18 protein-coding genes are annotated in these 15,333 nt (G+C 61.4%); 8 read left to right on the forward strand and 10 right to left on the reverse strand.

Annotation, left to right across the window (positions count from 1 at the left end; all coding sequences use genetic code 11):
* Nucleotides 1-72 precede the first annotated feature (72 nt).
* The 6 genes from pal to DZG07_RS23720 all read right to left on the reverse strand — a co-directional run bounded on the left by pal (nt 73) and on the right by DZG07_RS23720 (nt 4,820).
* A complete protein-coding gene (gene pal, locus DZG07_RS04665; protein ID WP_119814697.1) occupies nt 73-579 on the reverse strand; it encodes a peptidoglycan-associated lipoprotein Pal in 507 nt (168 codons plus the stop codon).
* Nucleotides 580-790: 211 nt separating this feature from the next.
* Complete coding sequence (gene tolB / locus DZG07_RS04670) at nt 791-2,107, reverse strand: Tol-Pal system beta propeller repeat protein TolB (RefSeq protein WP_119814700.1); 1,317 nt, start codon at nt 2,105-2,107, stop codon at nt 791-793.
* A gap of 38 nt (nt 2,108-2,145) precedes the next feature.
* Nucleotides 2,146-3,210: a hypothetical protein gene (locus tag DZG07_RS04675; protein ID WP_091909310.1), complete on the reverse strand. Its 1,065-nt coding sequence runs from the start codon at nt 3,208-3,210 to the stop codon at nt 2,146-2,148.
* Nucleotides 3,211-3,216: 6 nt separating this feature from the next.
* The gene (tolR, locus tag DZG07_RS04680) at nt 3,217-3,675 is read right to left on the reverse strand and encodes a protein TolR (protein WP_091909313.1); all 459 of its coding nucleotides are present in this window, start codon (nt 3,673-3,675) and stop codon (nt 3,217-3,219) included.
* Nucleotides 3,676-3,687: 12 nt separating this feature from the next.
* Nucleotides 3,688-4,398, reverse strand: a complete 711-nt coding sequence (gene tolQ / locus DZG07_RS04685; protein ID WP_091909317.1) for a protein TolQ — start codon at nt 4,396-4,398, stop codon at nt 3,688-3,690.
* 260 nt (nt 4,399-4,658) lie between these two features.
* Nucleotides 4,659-4,820 carry a hypothetical protein gene (locus DZG07_RS23720; RefSeq protein WP_162931547.1) on the reverse strand — a complete coding sequence of 54 codons (162 nt, stop codon included), beginning with the start codon at nt 4,818-4,820 and terminating at the stop codon, nt 4,659-4,661.
* 344 nt (nt 4,821-5,164) lie between these two features.
* Between DZG07_RS23720 and DZG07_RS04690 the strand changes: the two genes are divergently transcribed.
* From DZG07_RS04690 to DZG07_RS04715, 7 genes are all read left to right on the forward strand, one after another.
* Nucleotides 5,165-7,069 (forward strand): propionyl-CoA synthetase, encoded by a 1,905-nt coding sequence (locus tag DZG07_RS04690; protein WP_119814703.1) that lies wholly within the window; start codon nt 5,165-5,167, stop codon nt 7,067-7,069.
* Between the two features lie 4 nt (nt 7,070-7,073).
* The gene (locus tag DZG07_RS04695; protein WP_245429581.1) at nt 7,074-7,544 is read left to right on the forward strand and encodes an SRPBCC family protein; all 471 of its coding nucleotides are present in this window, start codon (nt 7,074-7,076) and stop codon (nt 7,542-7,544) included.
* A gap of 62 nt (nt 7,545-7,606) precedes the next feature.
* Complete coding sequence (locus DZG07_RS04700; RefSeq protein ID WP_091909330.1) at nt 7,607-8,395, forward strand: SDR family NAD(P)-dependent oxidoreductase; 789 nt, start codon at nt 7,607-7,609, stop codon at nt 8,393-8,395.
* Between the two features lie 398 nt (nt 8,396-8,793).
* Nucleotides 8,794-8,961 carry a hypothetical protein gene (locus tag DZG07_RS23725; RefSeq protein ID WP_091909333.1) on the forward strand — a complete coding sequence of 56 codons (168 nt, stop codon included), beginning with the start codon at nt 8,794-8,796 and terminating at the stop codon, nt 8,959-8,961.
* A gap of 18 nt (nt 8,962-8,979) precedes the next feature.
* Complete coding sequence (locus DZG07_RS04705; RefSeq protein WP_119814708.1) at nt 8,980-9,561, forward strand: DJ-1/PfpI family protein; 582 nt, start codon at nt 8,980-8,982, stop codon at nt 9,559-9,561.
* Between the two features lie 82 nt (nt 9,562-9,643).
* Entirely contained in the window at nt 9,644-10,051 is a 408-nt protein-coding gene (locus tag DZG07_RS04710; protein ID WP_119821402.1) for a hypothetical protein, read from the forward strand.
* Between the two features lie 4 nt (nt 10,052-10,055).
* Nucleotides 10,056-10,772 (forward strand): YafY family protein, encoded by a 717-nt coding sequence (locus DZG07_RS04715; protein WP_091909338.1) that lies wholly within the window; start codon nt 10,056-10,058, stop codon nt 10,770-10,772.
* A gap of 100 nt (nt 10,773-10,872) precedes the next feature.
* On the opposite strand, the gene DZG07_RS04720 is transcribed toward DZG07_RS04715, so the two are convergent.
* The 3 genes from DZG07_RS04720 to DZG07_RS04730 form a co-directional block, all read right to left on the reverse strand.
* On the reverse strand, nt 10,873-11,403 hold the full coding sequence (locus DZG07_RS04720; protein ID WP_119814711.1) for a hypothetical protein: 531 nt from the start codon (nt 11,401-11,403) through the stop codon (nt 10,873-10,875).
* On the reverse strand, nt 11,404-12,903 hold the full coding sequence (locus DZG07_RS04725; RefSeq protein WP_119814714.1) for an HD domain-containing protein: 1,500 nt from the start codon (nt 12,901-12,903) through the stop codon (nt 11,404-11,406).
* A 119-nt stretch (nt 12,904-13,022) separates the two neighbouring features.
* A complete protein-coding gene (locus DZG07_RS04730; RefSeq protein ID WP_119814716.1) occupies nt 13,023-13,931 on the reverse strand; it encodes an SDR family oxidoreductase in 909 nt (302 codons plus the stop codon).
* Nucleotides 13,932-14,021: 90 nt separating this feature from the next.
* On the opposite strand from DZG07_RS04730, the gene DZG07_RS04735 reads away from it, so the two are divergent.
* Nucleotides 14,022-14,591: a TetR/AcrR family transcriptional regulator gene (locus tag DZG07_RS04735; protein WP_119821404.1), complete on the forward strand. Its 570-nt coding sequence runs from the start codon at nt 14,022-14,024 to the stop codon at nt 14,589-14,591.
* Between the two features lie 12 nt (nt 14,592-14,603).
* Here the strand turns inward: DZG07_RS04735 and DZG07_RS04740 are convergent, their stop codons facing one another.
* Nucleotides 14,604-15,296, reverse strand: a complete 693-nt coding sequence (locus tag DZG07_RS04740; RefSeq protein ID WP_119814719.1) for a class I SAM-dependent methyltransferase — start codon at nt 15,294-15,296, stop codon at nt 14,604-14,606.
* Nucleotides 15,297-15,333 lie beyond the last annotated feature (37 nt).

Here is a 15,333-nt window from a genome sequence, read left to right on the forward strand (position 1 = left end):
TGTGGCGGGATCAGGCTCTCTGCTCGCGCATGATCTTGTCCGTAAAGTCTGCAACTTTACGGGATCAAGCGCTTAACTTCCGGCGCCGGAGAGCGTGGTGACGGCGCGACGGTTCTGCGACCAGCAGGAAATGTCGTCGCAGACGGCGACCGGGCGTTCCTTGCCGTAGGAGATCGTCTTCAGGCGGTTGGAGGCGACGCCGCGGGCGACGAGGAAGTCGCGGGCGGCGGCGGCGCGGCGTGCGCCGAGTGCCAGGTTGTATTCGCGGGTGCCGCGCTCGTCGGCATGGCCTTCGACGACGATGGCGTAGTTGCCATACTTGTTCAGCCACTGGGCCTGACGGGACAGGATGCCCTGCGCGTCAGCGCGGATCGACGAGGAGTCGGTATCGAAGAAGATACGGTCGCCGACATTGACGGTGAAGTCCTGGGCCGAGCCAGGCGTTGCAGCGCCCGCGCCGCCCAGGCCGAGATCGGCTGCGCTGTTAGGGGTTTTCTTGGAAGCACAGCCGGCGATAGCCAGCGACATCATCAAGGCGATGACCACAGGGTTGGTTGCTAGTTTAGCGATGCGGCGCATCCCGCCTCTCCTTCGCATTCGAGTGATTTCGTTGATCGATCAGTAACCACATCGCAGTTAACCGCCGGTCAAGAAACAGGGTTAATGATTGGTTGCCGGCGCCCGTCCGCGCCCGGCATACGACCCACATTCCATTTCCCGCGCACCGTAGGCCGAAATGCGGCGGAAACGCGGCGATCCTATGAACCGCCGCGTTCTGAAGGCTTTCGTTTTACTCAAGCAGCGGCGACCAGGCCGGGTCGGAGGCGTAGTTGGCCGTCGGGATGGCCTGTTCGTTGCGGCCCGTCAGGTCGATCGAGTGGAGCTTCGGTCCGCCCGCACCTGCGGCGTCGCGGAAGAACATCAGCACGCGGCCATTGGGCGCCCAGGTCGGGCCTTCCTGCTGGAAGCCCGAGGAAAGAATGCGCTCGCCCGAACCGTCGGTCTTCATCACACCGATCTGGAACTGGCCGCCTGCCTGCTTGGTGAAGGCGATCAGGTCGCCGCGCGGCGACCATACCGGCGTCGAATAGGTGCCGTCGCCGAAGGAGATGCGGGTCTGGCCTGAACCGTCCGCGCCCATGACGTAAATCTGCGGGCGGCCGCCGCGGTCGGAGGTGAAGACGACCTTGGAGCCGTCCGGTGAATAGGACGGCGAGGTGTCGATCGAGTTCGAATTGGTCAGGCGCGTGGTGGTGCGGCTGCGCAGGTCCATGGCGAAGACGTTGGAATTGCCGTCGTCGCGCAGCAGGCTCATGATGACCTTCTGGCCGTCGGGCGAGAAGCGCGGGGCGAAGGTCATGCCGGGGAAATTGCCGACGAGTTCGCGCTGGCCGGTCTCGATCTGAAGCAGATAGACCTGCGGCTGGCCGCTCTCATAGGACATGTAGGTGATTTCCTGGCGCGTCGGCGAAAAGCGCGGCGTCAGCACGATCGAACGGCCATCGGACAAATAGCGGATGTTCGCGCCGTCCTGGTCCATGATGGCGAGGCGCTTCTTGCGCTGGTTCTTGGCGCCCGATTCGTCGATGAAGACGACGCGGGTGTCGAAATAGCCCTTCTCACCGGTCAGGCGCTCATAAATGGCGTCGGCGATGATGTGGGCGACGCGGCGCGAATTGGCCCGCGAGGAGAAGAACTGCTCGCCGATAAGCTGCTGGCCGGCAAAGGTGTCCCACAGCCGGAACTCCGCCTTCAGCCTGCCGTCCGCTTCCTGGCTGACCCGGCCGGTGACGAGCGCCTGTGCGTTGATGACCTTCCAGTCCTCGAAGCGCGGGGCGGCGTCCGGATTGGAGATCTTTTCGATGAAGGCGCCCTTGTCGATCGGCGCGAACAGGCCGGAACGCTTCAGGTCGGCTGCGACGATGCTGGAAATCTCGGCACCGACTGCATCACCCGACAGGAAGTCGGTGATGGCGACCGGCAGCGGCTCGACCGTGCCCTTGTTGACGTCGATCTCGACCAGCGCATGGGCCGGCAGAGTGGCGACCGCGCTCAGCCCCGTGGCAAGCGCCCCCATCAGCATGATCGTCTTGAAAAAATTCTTCATGAAGTTCGGCCTCTTTGGTCCAGATGCGCGGATGTGGGTCAGAACATCTCGCTGGGGTCGAAATTGACGATGACGTCAGCCCAGGCGTCATATTTATCGGCGGGAAGATTGTAGGGCGAGCAACGCGAGACGGCGCGGCGGGCAGCTTCTGCGGCCGCACGTTCGACGCCGGAGCTGCCGCCACCGGAAATGATCTCGGGGCTGCCTTCCAGCGCGCCGGTGCGGTCGAGCTTGAACTTGACCGAGACTTTCAGCGTGTCGCCGTCGAGCGCGCCGGCCGGAATGTTCCAGCAGCGCTGCACCTGGCCGCGCAGCGCGTCCATTTCGCTCATCGACAGCTTGGAGCCGCCGGTGGTCTTTTCGCCGCCCAGCGATGCCTGTTCGGTCGAGCGCTTGGCGCCGCCACCGGAAGCCTTGTCCTTGTTGAGGAGGGCTGCGACCTCGTCGGCGTTGAATGACTTTTCCGTCGATTTCGGCTTGGCGGCTGCTTCCTTGGCCGGCTTTTCGGCTTCCTTGCGGTCCGGCGTCTTTGCCGTCTGGGCCTGTGGCGGCTGCGGCTTGGCCGCCGGCGAGGGCGCGGTATTCGGCAACTGGACGGTCTCGGCGTCGGGCTTTTCAGCCGCGATCGTCTCGGCCACCGGGTCCGGCTTCACTTCCTGCTTGGGCTGCGGCTGCGGCGTCACTTCGGTGGCGGGCACCGGCGTCGGCTTGGGCTCTTCCTGCTTCACCGGTTCGGGCTTGGGCTGCTCGGGCGCAGGCTTGGGTGTCGGCTCGGGCGAGGGCGGCGGCGCGTCGGCTGCTTCCACCGGCTTGGGCTTGGCTTCCGGCGTCGGCTTCTTGTCGGTGTCGACGGTGTTTTCGCCGACCTTCTGCGCGTCCGGCACGATGTCGGGGCGCTGCGTCGGCTTGGGCGCAGGCTTTTCATTGACGGCGGCGGTCTTGTCGCCCTGCTGGATCTGGGTGATTTCCTCGATCGGAATGATGTCGACCGGAAACGCCTCGACATCGGCGACCTCGAGGGCGCTCGGTGCCGACAGCGTCAGCATGCCGAAGGTAAGGACCGCGACATGCAGGACAACCGATGTGGTGAGACCGGCCTTCATCGAATTCTACTGGTCCTGTTCCTGCAGCGTCACAAGGCCGATCTTGGTGTAGCCGGCCGCCTGGATGCGGGCCATCACCTTCATGACCGTGCCGTAGTCGGCGGTCTTGTCGCCGCGCACATAGATGCGTTCCTCATAGCCGGCCTGCGCGATCGCGCCGAGCTTGGGCACCAGTTCCTCGATCGGGATCTCGGTTTCCTGGATATGGATCTGGCCGGCCTGGTTGATCGAGATGGTGATCGGCTGGGTTTCGGAATTCAGCGCCTTGGCCTGCGTTTCGGGCAGGTCGATCGGTACGCCGACCGTCATCAGCGGGGCTGCCACCATGAAGATGATGAGCAGCACCAGCATCACGTCGACGAAAGGCGTGACGTTGATTTCGGACATCAGGCCGTGATGGCGGCCGCGCCGCCTGTGGCCGCGCCCTCCGCGTCCGCCTCCCGCCGCTCCTACAGACATTCCCATGATTGCTCTACCTCAGGCCTTGGCCGCGACTTTTTCATCGATTTGGCGCGAGAGTATGGCGGAGAACTCGTCCGCGAACCCTTCCATACGCACCGCGATCTTGCTCGCGTCCGATGACAGCTTGTTGTAGGCGATGACCGCCGGGATAGCGGCGAGCAGGCCGATAGCGGTCGCCAGCAGCGCTTCGGCGATGCCGGGGGCGACGACGGCGAGGTTGGTCGACTTCGATCCGGCGATGGCCTGGAACGAGGTCATGATGCCGACCACGGTGCCGAACAGGCCGATGAAGGGGGCTGCCGAACCGATGGTGGCGAGGAAGCCGAGCCGGCCTTCCATGCGCTCCATCTCGCGGGTCAGCGCCAGGTCCATCGCCTTGTCGATGCGGGTCTGGAGGCCCAACGGTGCCTTTGCGCCCTTCTCAAAACTCTTCTTCCACTCGCGCATGGCAGCGACGAAAATCGCGCCCATGCCGGTGGTCTTGCGGTCCGACAGCGTGCGGTAAAGTTCTTCCAGCGACTGTCCCGACCAGAAGATCTGCTCGAAGCGGTTCAGTGCCGAGCGCATCCGGCTATAGGCGATGAGCTTGTCGACGACGATCGCCCAGGTCCAGACGGAAGCGCCGAGCAGGCCGAGCATCACCAGCTTGACGACCCAGCCGGCCTGCCAGAAAAGCGCCCAGATGGACAGTTGTGCGCTCGGTTCGGCGAGTGCGAGATTTTCCATGATAAGACAGTCCTTAATATTTCCGGGCGCCGCTCGCGGCCCGCCCTTGCGCATCATCCCATGTGGTCCGTTCGCGCGAAGCTTCCGGAAGTGCCCCAAAATGCGCCGTTGCCGGCCTTTTCAAGGCGAAATTTGGTCAAAGGAAGGCGTTAAAAAAAGACGCATTCCTAACGATCTTCTTCATGAACTGTTATGGTTAAGGATGAGTTAGTGTTTGCGGCGCGCGAATGCGAAGCTTTTATTTTTCCGCAAGTCGCTCTTCAGACCGCGTGGCTCAGCAATACAGTCAGCCCGATCGCCCCCAGCGCCAGCACCGCCAGCTTCCAGAAATCGCGCCGCTGCCTGAGGCCCGGCAAGCCAAGCGGCTTGATGAGCTGGATTGCCATTATGGCTATGATGACGAGCGACAGCGCCTTGGACATGGCCGTGTTTGAGCAGCAATGCGGGTGGCTGTCAAAGTGGTTGTCTGGTTGTCTCTGAACGCAGGGCAATTGCGCTTGAAGGACCCCCACCCCTAACCCCTCCCGACAAGGGGGAGGGGGACAATTTCGTCGCCATCGCCACGAGAAACAGTGAAGATTGGGGCGGAGCGCGCGGAAAATTTCCCTCCCCCTTGTGGGGAGGGGCTAGGGGTGGGGTCCTTCACCCGCTCAGACCCATCAGAATTCCCCCCGGCGATAGTCCGTTTATCCCTTAGTCAGATGGACGCCTGCCCTGATCTTCATCTAAGACGGCCACAGTCTGTCGCCGCTTGGGAGGTGTTGCGATGCGTTCGCGTTATCATGAAGTCTATGAAAGCTGGCAAAAGGACCCGGAGGCGTTCTGGGCCGAGGCAGCGCGCGACATCGACTGGGTAAAGCCGTGGGACGAGGTCTTTGATGCCGACGCCGGCGTCTATGGCCGCTGGTTCGCGGGCGCCGAATGCAACACCTGCTTCAACGCGGTCGACCGCCATGTCGCCGGTGGCCGCGCCGGCCAGCTCGCGTTGATTTACGACAGCCCGATCACCGGCACCCAGAAAAAATTCACCTATGCCGAGCTTCTGGCGGAAGTCACCGCACTCGCCGCCGTGCTCCAGGATCAGGGTGTGGAAAAGGGCGATCGCGTCATCATCTACATGCCGATGGTGCCGGAAGCGGTCTTCGCCATGCTCGCCTGTGCCCGCATCGGTGCCGTCCATTCGGTGGTGTTCGGCGGCTTTGCCGCGCGCGAACTCGCAACCCGGCTGGACGACGCGACGCCGAAGCTGATCATCTCCGCCTCCTGCGGCATCGAGCCGGGACGCGTGGTCGCCTACAAGCCGTTGCTCGACGGCGCCATCGAACTGGCGTGGCACAAGCCTTCCGCCTGCATCGTCCTTCAGCGCGAGCAGCAGACCTGCGACCTGATCCCCGGCCGCGATGTCGACTATGCCGAGACGGTTGAAGCTGCGAAGGCCTTTGGCCGCGTGGTGCCCTGCGTGCCGGTCGCCGCCACCGATCCGCTCTACGTGCTCTACACCTCCGGCACGACCGGCCAGCCCAAGGGCGTCGTACGCGACAATGGCGGGCACATGGTGGCGCTGAAATGGTCGATGGAAAACGAATACGGCGTCAAGCCGGGCGAGGTGTTCTGGGCCGCTTCCGATGTCGGCTGGGTGGTCGGTCATTCCTACATCGTCTATGCGCCGCTGCTGCATGGCTGCACCACCATCCTGTTCGAGGGCAAGCCGGTCGGCACGCCCGATGCCGGCACCTTCTGGCGGGTGATTTCCGAGCATGGCGTCGTTGCCCTGTTCACCGCCCCGACCGCCTTCCGCGCCATCAAGGGGCAGGACCCGAAGGGCGAGTTCGTGCCGAAATACGACCTCTCGAAATTCCGCACGCTGTTCCTTGCCGGCGAGCGCGCCGACCCCGAAACGATCAAATGGGCAGAGCGCAACCTCAACGTCCCCGTCATCGATCATTGGTGGCAGACCGAGACCGGAAGTCCGATCAGCCAGAACCCGGTCGGGCTCGGGCAGCTGCCGGTCAAATACGGCTCGCCCGGCGTGCCGATGCCCGGATACGACGTGCAGATCCTTGACGATGCCGGCCACCCGGTGCCGCGCGGCACGCTCGGCAATGTCGTGGTCAAGCTGCCGCTGCCGCCCGGCTGCCTGCCGACGCTGTGGAATGCCGGTGAGCGCTTTCGCGAGGCCTATCTCATCGAATTCCCCGGCTATTACAAAACCGCCGACGCCGGCTATATCGACGATGAGAACTACCTCTTCATCATGGCCCGCACCGACGACATCATCAATGTCGCCGGCCACCGGCTTTCCACCGGCGGCATGGAGGAGGTGCTGGCCGAGCATCCCGACGTTGCCGAATGCGCCGTCATCGGCATCGCCGACGCCATGAAGGGGCAGGTGCCCTGCGGCTTCGTCGTGCTCAATGCCGGCGTTTCCCGCGACGCCGCCGACATCGAGAAGGAAGTGGTGGCGCTGGTGCGCGAGCGCATCGGCCCGGTCGCCGCCTTCCGTATCGTGGTGGCAATCAAGCGCCTGCCCAAGACGCGGTCGGGAAAAATCCTGCGCGCCACCATGCAGAAGATCGCCGACCGCGAGGATTGGAAGATGCCGGCCACGATCGACGATCCCGCCATCCTCGACGAGATCAAGGCGGCGCTCAATGCGCGGGGGATCGGCTAGAACGATGGGAAGAACCGACAAGGCGTCTCGCATCGTCACGGCTTCGCCGGCTACTGTCTACAATGCCTTCGTCGATCCGGCTGCCCTGGTGGAGTGGCTGCCGCCCAAGGGAATGATTGCCAGGATCGAAACCTTCGAACCGAAGGCCGGCGGCCATTACCGAATGTCGTTGACGTATGATGCGCCCGATCCTTCGGTGCGTGGAAAGGCCTCCGAAGACACCGATATCGTGGAGGGACGCTTCGTCGAACTGGTGCCGAATGATCGCGTCGTGCAGATCGTGACGTTCGAATCGGACGACCCGGCTTTTGCAGGTGAAATGAAGATGACCTGGAGTCTCAGGCCTGTGGCCGGCGGGACGGAAGTCAGCATCGTCTGCGAGAATGTGCCGGAAGGCATACGTGCGGAAGATCATGCGGCAGGACTTTCCTCCACGCTCGACAATCTAGCGGAATTTGTCCGGCAGCTTGTATAGCGGAAACCCTGTTCCGATCGCCTTCGCGTGGATATAAACCGGCCAAGCGAACGGAGAATTCCATGGCCCTTACCGGCAAGACGGCGATCGTAACGGGTGCGGCGGGCGGCATCGGGCTGGCGATCGCCCAGCGTTTCCTGCATGACGGCGCCCGCGTGATGATCGCCGATGTCGATCACGAAAAGGGCGAAAAGGCCGAACGCGATCTCGCCAAGCTCGGCAAGGTCCAGTTCGTCAAGGCCGATGTCGGCAAGCGCCTCGACATCCACAATCTGGTCGCCGCCACCATCGATGCCTTCGGCGACATCGACATTCTCGTCAACAATGCCGGCATCGTCCACGGCGCCGATTTCCTGGAGCTCAAGGAAGAGGATTTCGACCGCGTGCTGCAGGTCAATCTGAAGGGTTCCTTCCTCGCCGGCCAGGCGGTCGCCCGCTTCATGGTCGAGAAAGTGGAGAAGGGTGGGTCTGCCGGCTCCATCATCAACATGTCCTCGATCAACGCCGTCGTGGCTCTCCCCGATCAGGTCGCCTATTCCGTCTCCAAGGGTGGCGTGAACCAGCTCACCAGGGCAATGGCACTGTCGCTGGCGCCTCATGGCGTTCGCGTCAACGCCATAGGCCCCGGCTCGATCATGACGGACATGCTGGCCAGCGTGAACAGCGACGCGGCGGCGAAGACCCGCATCCTGTCGCGCACGCCGATGGGCCGTGTCGGCGAGCCGTCCGAGATTGCAGCGATTGCCGCCTTCCTTGCCTCCGACGATGCCAGCTACATCACCGGCCAGACCATCTACGCCGACGGCGGCCGCCTGCCGCTGAATTACACGGTGCCGGTGAAGGGGGCCTGAGGACTCCTGCTGCTCAGGTGTCAGATACGCCACCGCAGTTCTGCGCCGATGGCGATGTTCTAACGTTCAGGCATGGATTCCCGACACTCTCCGCTCGTTCCTCGCTCACGAGGTCGAGAATGACGAATGCATTTAGGACGTTCGCTAATCTCCAAACCTTGGCGATCTGCGTAAGGGTCATAAGAAGCGTCATTCTCGACCTCGTGAGCGAGTGAAACGAGCGGAGAGGGTCGGGAATCCATGCCTCGCCGGAACATCACGTCAGAGCCGGTGCAGACATAGACGTCATGCATGAAAAGTCGAAGTGGTGCGGAATACTGCCATCCCCAAAACCCTCCTGACAGACTGCTGTCAGTACGGGTGTGGGATAGTGTCTCCGTTAACGAAGGAGAGCTGTCATGTTTACCACCGATATCTTCCGCACGCTCAAGCACTATGCCGGCAAGGTCCAGACCCTGCATGACGAGATCCGCACCGAGCGTTTCATCAATTCCCTTCCGCGCAGCATCCAGAAGGATATAGGCTGGCCGGATAATTACGCCGCCCGCCGCGCACGTCGCGGTTGAGCGGGGAAGGAGATGCTCATGTCCGCCGGTAAAACGATCGGGTTCCTGTTCATCGAGGGTCTTGCCGACTGGGAATACGGCCTGCTTTCCGGCTCGGCGGTCGAATGGTTCAGCGCGCGCGCCGTGTCGCTGACCCCGACCGGCGAGCCGGTGACATCGATGAGCGGCTTTCGCCTTTCGCCCGATCGGGGCGCCGATCCCGCGGAAAACGCCGATCTTGACGCCATTGCCGTCATCGGCTCCGACGGCTGGGCCTCGAAAAAGGCGCCGGACGTCTCAGCACTTCTGCACACCGTCGAGGAACGCGGCGGGGTGGTCGGCGGCATCTGCGCCGGCACATTGGCGCTGGCGCGTGCCGGCCTGTTCAGGAAAGCAAAGCACACCAGCAACGGCCGCGACTGGATCCTCCACCACGAGCCAGACTATGCCGGGAGAGAAAACTACCAGGACGTGCCGCACGCAGTGGTTGACGGCCGCATCGTCTCGGCGCCCGGTCCGGCGTCCGGCACATTCGCGCTGGAATTCCTGCGCACGCTTTATCCCGAGCGGGCGGATGCGGTCAGCGAAATGCGCTCGCTCTTCGCGCGCGAATATTCCTGACTATCCCGACGAGGCTCCTGACATTATGCTGTCAGGAGGATCATGCCATGTTGCCATTTCGGGATCGTGGAGGATGCTCGACATGAAAAGCTGGACCGACAGGCTCAACGCGCCGGCGAAAGTCGAGATCAAGCCCGCGCCGGTGTCGATTGCCGGCATGCGCAAGGGCGAGGTCATGCTGGTGCCGACGCCGAAGCTGGTCGACGATTTCATTCGCGCCATCCCCTCGGGTCACCATGTCGACGTCGTGACGATGCGCAAGACGCTGGCCCGGGCCCACAAGGCCGAGGTTACCTGCCCGATCTATACAGGCTATCATCTGCGCACGGTGGCCGAGGCGGCACATGAGGCGCTGGAGCGCGGCGTGGGCCTCGACGACATCACGCCGTTCTGGCGGGTGCTCGATGCGAAGACGCCGACCACGAAGCGGCTGACCTTCGGCGCGGGCTTCGTTGCCGAGCAGCGGCAGCGCGAAGGATTGACGGGATAACACCATGCGGCGCGCCGACAGGCTTTTTCAGATCGTTCAGCATTTCCGCGGCGGCCGGCTGGTCACCGCGCAGAAACTTGGCCAGTGGCTCGAAGTGTCGGAGCGCACGATCTATCGCGACATCGCCGACCTTCAGTCGACGGGCGTGCCGATCGATGGCGAGGCCGGCGTCGGCTACATAATGAGGGAGGGGTTCGACCTTCCGCCGCTCATGTTCACAAGAGATGAAATCGTAGCACTCGTTGCCGGCGCGCGCATGGTCAGGGCCTTCGGTGGCGCCACCATGGCGCGGGCTGCCGACGAGGCGCTGGTCAAGATCGGCGCGGTGCTGCCCGACGCCGAAAAGGACCGCATCGCCCGCACGGAAATCCACACGCCGATGTGGGTGGTCAGCGACGCCGACCGCAAGGCGATCGACATCCTCGAGCGCTCCGTCGAAAAGCGGGACGTGCTGACGCTGGACTACCGCGACGAGGCCGGCCGCACCACCGCCCGCGACGTGCGCCCGCTCGGCCTGTGGTTCTGGGGCAAGGTCTGGACGCTGGTTGCCTGGTGCGAAATGCGCGACGATTTCCGCGCCTTCCGCATAGACCGCATCAGCGCCATCACCCCCACCGGCCGCCCCTTCCGCCACGAACGCGGCAAGCAACTAGCGGACTTTTATCGCCGGGTGGAAAGGAACGAGTATGACGGGAGCGGGGCAAGATCGGCGGGCGCGTGAGGCATCTAGGATGTCTGACAAATTCCGCGGCATCATGACTAAATTCGCAGGTAAGTTCTTTTTTATCTGAGCGAGCGGGTGGTAGTAATTGCCGCTACCTCTAAGCAATCTCCGGCAGCGGCTTCGGCGTTTGAATTTCTTTGAGCTTGCGGTAGGCTGCCTTTGCTTTCTCAAGGCGCCCGTCGCTGGCTTTTTCGGGTTTACGGCGAGCGGTTTCCTCCCACGGGTCTCCACCGCCATCTCGGCCAAATCCTTCTTCATCAAAAAGAAAAGCTGCGGTGGCGGCTAACTCAAGCTCAATGGCTCCTACTTTCGCCGCAGCAGAAATAAATGCTATGCGCTCCGGATTAACGGCGTCTCTTTGTTTGACCGCCGTAAAAACTGAATACCAGCCGCCCCAATCAGTTTTACGCTCTTCTTCTGTTACCAGCTTAAGGTCCGTTGCTAACCGCATCGCATCTGCAAGTTCCTCGCTGAACGGACCGTAGTGACGATACTCGAATTCGAATTCATTCGAGAGCCCAGCTAGGTAGCAAAGATACGCGACTTTCTGAAGACGTGTCCGTCCAACTAACTCTCCTCCCGCATCTAAGACTAGGGATGCAGCTCGCTCATGGAGATCATAGGCCATTTATTTCTCTCCCATTGAATTCTGTAGAACTTTCTCGACCATCGCTCTGCCGTCAGCATCGTCTTCGCTTATGTAAATGCGACTAACTTCAAAAGATTCCGCTCCAGAAACCACAGATGAAAGATGAGCCATATCTTCAATAGAGCCTGCTTGTTTTATCAGTATTTGGTTTAACGGGGTCTGAGAGTCTTGAAATTTTTTGTATGGAGATCGCCTGTATTCATCAATTAGTATTTCATGACCATTATTCTTCTGACGATCTGACGCGTGCTCCTCTACTTCTTTGAGTATGGATTTGACCTTTATCGTAATTTTTGCTTCCCGCTCACGGCGATCATCTATTGTCATTCCGCGCCGCACCGGGACTTTTCCTTCGATTAATTGCCGTACGTCGAGGCATTTCAATAGTTGTCTGTTTTGAAGCCGCTTTGCGTATTCAGACACTAGATTGTCTTCTGAGTTGCACAGAAAATGTAAGCTCCCCCAGAAGACCGCGTCATCTAAAAGAAGAGCCTTTTCGATATTATCTGGATCAGAAAGAAACAAAGTTATTGGATGCTCATCTGGAAGGGCGTACGATTTTTTTTGGCCACTCTCGACAAGTTTGTGTATTCTCAAAATCAGAGATGAGAAAATCTTCTCGGCCCCGCGTGTAGTTTTGTGAAGATAGACATTTGGATAAAGTTGAAACAAAGAAAGAACATAATGTTCGGCAGCATGAAACGCTTTAGGGCCTAGAACAAGAGTTTTGACTTCGCCGGCAGCCTCTTCGTCGGCGTTTGTCGGAACCGTGCCAACTTCAAGATTGGCAAGAATCCAAGTGGCATCCACACCACTGCCTTGAACCCCTGTCATCAACCGATCACGTTGCATGTAGTCGAGTCGATCCGCATCGAACTGGCTAGAAACAACGGCGTCGAATAAATTTCCGGGGTTCTTGTTCCGAATTACGTCCGCCACCTCGTCAGAGAAGCTTCGGCCCAGTTCTTTATTAAGGACTTCGCTAACTTCGGAACTACGGATCAAGGCATCACTCACGTTTTCATGAATGGCCATTGACAGATTGAGCTTCTTGCCAACGTCTTCGAATGCGTGACTGAACATTCCGTGCCCCAAATCATGCACAAGGGCAGCGACAAGTGCTACGTGTGATTGATGCGTCCGCTTAGCTGGATCCCTCTCAATTATCGCCATAAGTTGGCGCGCAATGTGGAAGACGCCGACTGAGTGGGCAAATCGAGTATGAGTTGCACCAGGAAATACAAATTCAGAAAAACCGAGTTGGCGAATTCTTCTGAGGCGCTGAAACGGGCGCGTCTGAAGGACGCGCCACATTGTTTGCTCGAATTGCTCGCTGTCAAACTCGATTAAATTATGGAGCGGATCACGAATCCGCTGCGATTTCGATTGACTAGCCATTTCCCAAAAAACCCGCGCCGCCCCTAGCGAATCATATTCGCTTGCATCCTCTTGAATAGGAAATGATCGGCGCAAACGCATTCAAAATCTCTAAGCGTCTTAAATCTCGTAAATTAGTTACCGTCCACAGTATAGCGTCTTGCGAACAAAAGGGGAACATAATTTATTGAGCAATACGCACTACTGCTGTCATCGACCCCTCACCGATACCCCGTAGCATCCGCCGGCTTCCCCGCATCCTGCACCTCCGGCACATAGCGCCAGGCATCAGGCCTTGAGCCGTCGAGGTCTGTAAAACCGTAGACCTGCGCCAGGCCGCCGCTGGACAGCGACTGGCCGTTCCAGCGGGCGCGGTCGGGGTCGGTGGCTAGGGCTGCCACTGCGCGGCCGATGAAGCGCGGGGTTTCGGAGATGATGAAGTGCGGAATGTCTGCGGTGGCGTCGCGCCAGTTTTCTTCCTTCACGCCGAACGCTTCCAGCATCATTTCGGAGCGCAGCCAGCCGGGCGTGAGCGCAACGGACGTCGCGCCGTGCGGCGCAAGGTCCTTGGCATGCGCCCAGGCCATGCGCAGCACGGAGGCCTTGCAGAGGTCGTAGAAGGGCGACAGCCGGTAGTGCTCGGCATTGTACTCGGCGGTGCCGTCCGTCACCTCTACCAGCAGGCCGCCGGGCCGCTCGATCAGCAGGGGCAGGGCGTGGTGCGCGGTGATCAGATGGGTGTCGACGGCCAGCCGCAGCATGCGCAGGCCGTTTTCCAAATCGTGGTCCCACACCGGCTTGTTCCATTCGAACAGCTTTTCGCCGCCCCACACATCGTTGACGAGCACGTCGAGCCGGCCCTGCTCGGCGCGGATGCGCGCAACGAGATCGCGGACTTCTTCGGAAACCAGATGGTCGACGCGCGCCGCGATGCCCTTGCCGCCGGCGGCGGTGACCAGTTCGGCGGTTTCCTCGATGGTTTCGGGCCGGGCATAGTCGGACTGCCGCTCGCGCGTCGTGCGCCCGGTGACATAGACGGTGGCGCCCGCCGCGCCCAGTTCCATCGCGATGCCCCGGCCCGCACCGCGCGTTGCACCCGCGACAAGGGCGACTTTCCCGACAAGCGTCATCGAACTCTCCTGTGATCAACCATCATCGGCACTGGCCTTTACGGTTGGAATTATTTATAAGTGAATATTCGTTTATAAATGGAAGTCAAGATGCCCCGCCGCAAGTTGCTGTCCGACGAGCAAGTGCTGGAAGCCGCGCTGAAAATCATCCACGAGCGCGGGCCGGAAGCGCTGACCTTCGACAGCCTCGGCCGCGCCTGCGGCCTGTCGCCGGCGACGCTGGTGCAGCGTTTTGGCAACAAGGCGGTGCTGAAGCAGAAGGCGCTGCTGCATGCCTGGGACGGGCTGGACGAGAAAACCGAGCGGCTCGCCGCCAGCGCACCGAAGACGCCCGACGGGGCGATTGCGCTGCTGGTCGGGCTGTCGCAGGATTATGGCGGCATCGAAACCTATGCCGAGGGCCTGCTGGTGCTGCGCGAAGACCTGCGCGATCCCGCACTACGGGCGCGCGGTGCGGCGTGGAAAGCGGCGCTTTCCGCAGCATTGGACGATTGCTTTGCCGGCCTTCCCGATGCGCCTTCCGGCATAGGTCTGCTGATGGCCTCGCAGTGGCAAGGCTCGCTGCTGTGGTGGGGGTTTGACCCCAAAGGCGACGTGGCGGCTTTCGTGGAGGAGGGGCTTAGGGGCTTTGTTAGGGCCATCGTCACCGCCAGTCGATGACGATGGCAAGGGCTAGGCGTAGCCCACCCAGCCCCTGAAGCTCAGCCCGGCATAAAACAGGCTGACACCCGAAAACCCCGCCTCGCGCAGCATCGTTTCGTCCTCCTCGGGCGACAGGATGGACAGTTTGGTGCCGATCGCCCGCCGGGCGTTCTCTGCATTGGCAGGGTCGGTTCCGGCAAAAGCGATGTGGCGGTCGATCCATATCGACCGCTCGGGCTCGGCCTGCGGAAAGCTGATATGCGCGACGACGAAGGGCGCGCCCGGCAGCAGGCGGCGATGGATCTGCCTGAGGGTCTCGACGCGTTGCTCGCGAGGCACGAAATGGAGCGTCAGCAGGCAGGCGGCGCCGTCGAACGGCCCCTCTGGTGCTGCGTCGATGTAGCCTTCGTGAAGACGCATGCGGGCAGTGTGCGGTCCCACGATCTGCTCGGCCACCCGCAGCATGTCGGCCGATGGGTCGACGCCATCGAACGTCCAGCCGGAATGATCGTCGGCGAGAGCCTTCAGCTCAAGCCCGCCGCCCGCCCCGAGAACCAGAACACGCCCATTGGTTGGGACGCGCTCCGAAAGCAGCATCGAGGTCATACGATGAAGGCCGGCGAAACCGGGCACCTGACGCGGCGGCCCTTCCGCATAGGAACGCGCATGGGCCGCATCGAAGGCGGCAGCAGCTCTTTGGGAAAAATCGTCGCTTCCATTCATGTAACTTTTATTGTTACATTTCGCATCGCGATGTCAA

The organism is Mesorhizobium sp. DCY119 (assembly GCF_003590645.1).
Lineage (GTDB): Bacteria > Pseudomonadota > Alphaproteobacteria > Rhizobiales > Rhizobiaceae > Mesorhizobium_M.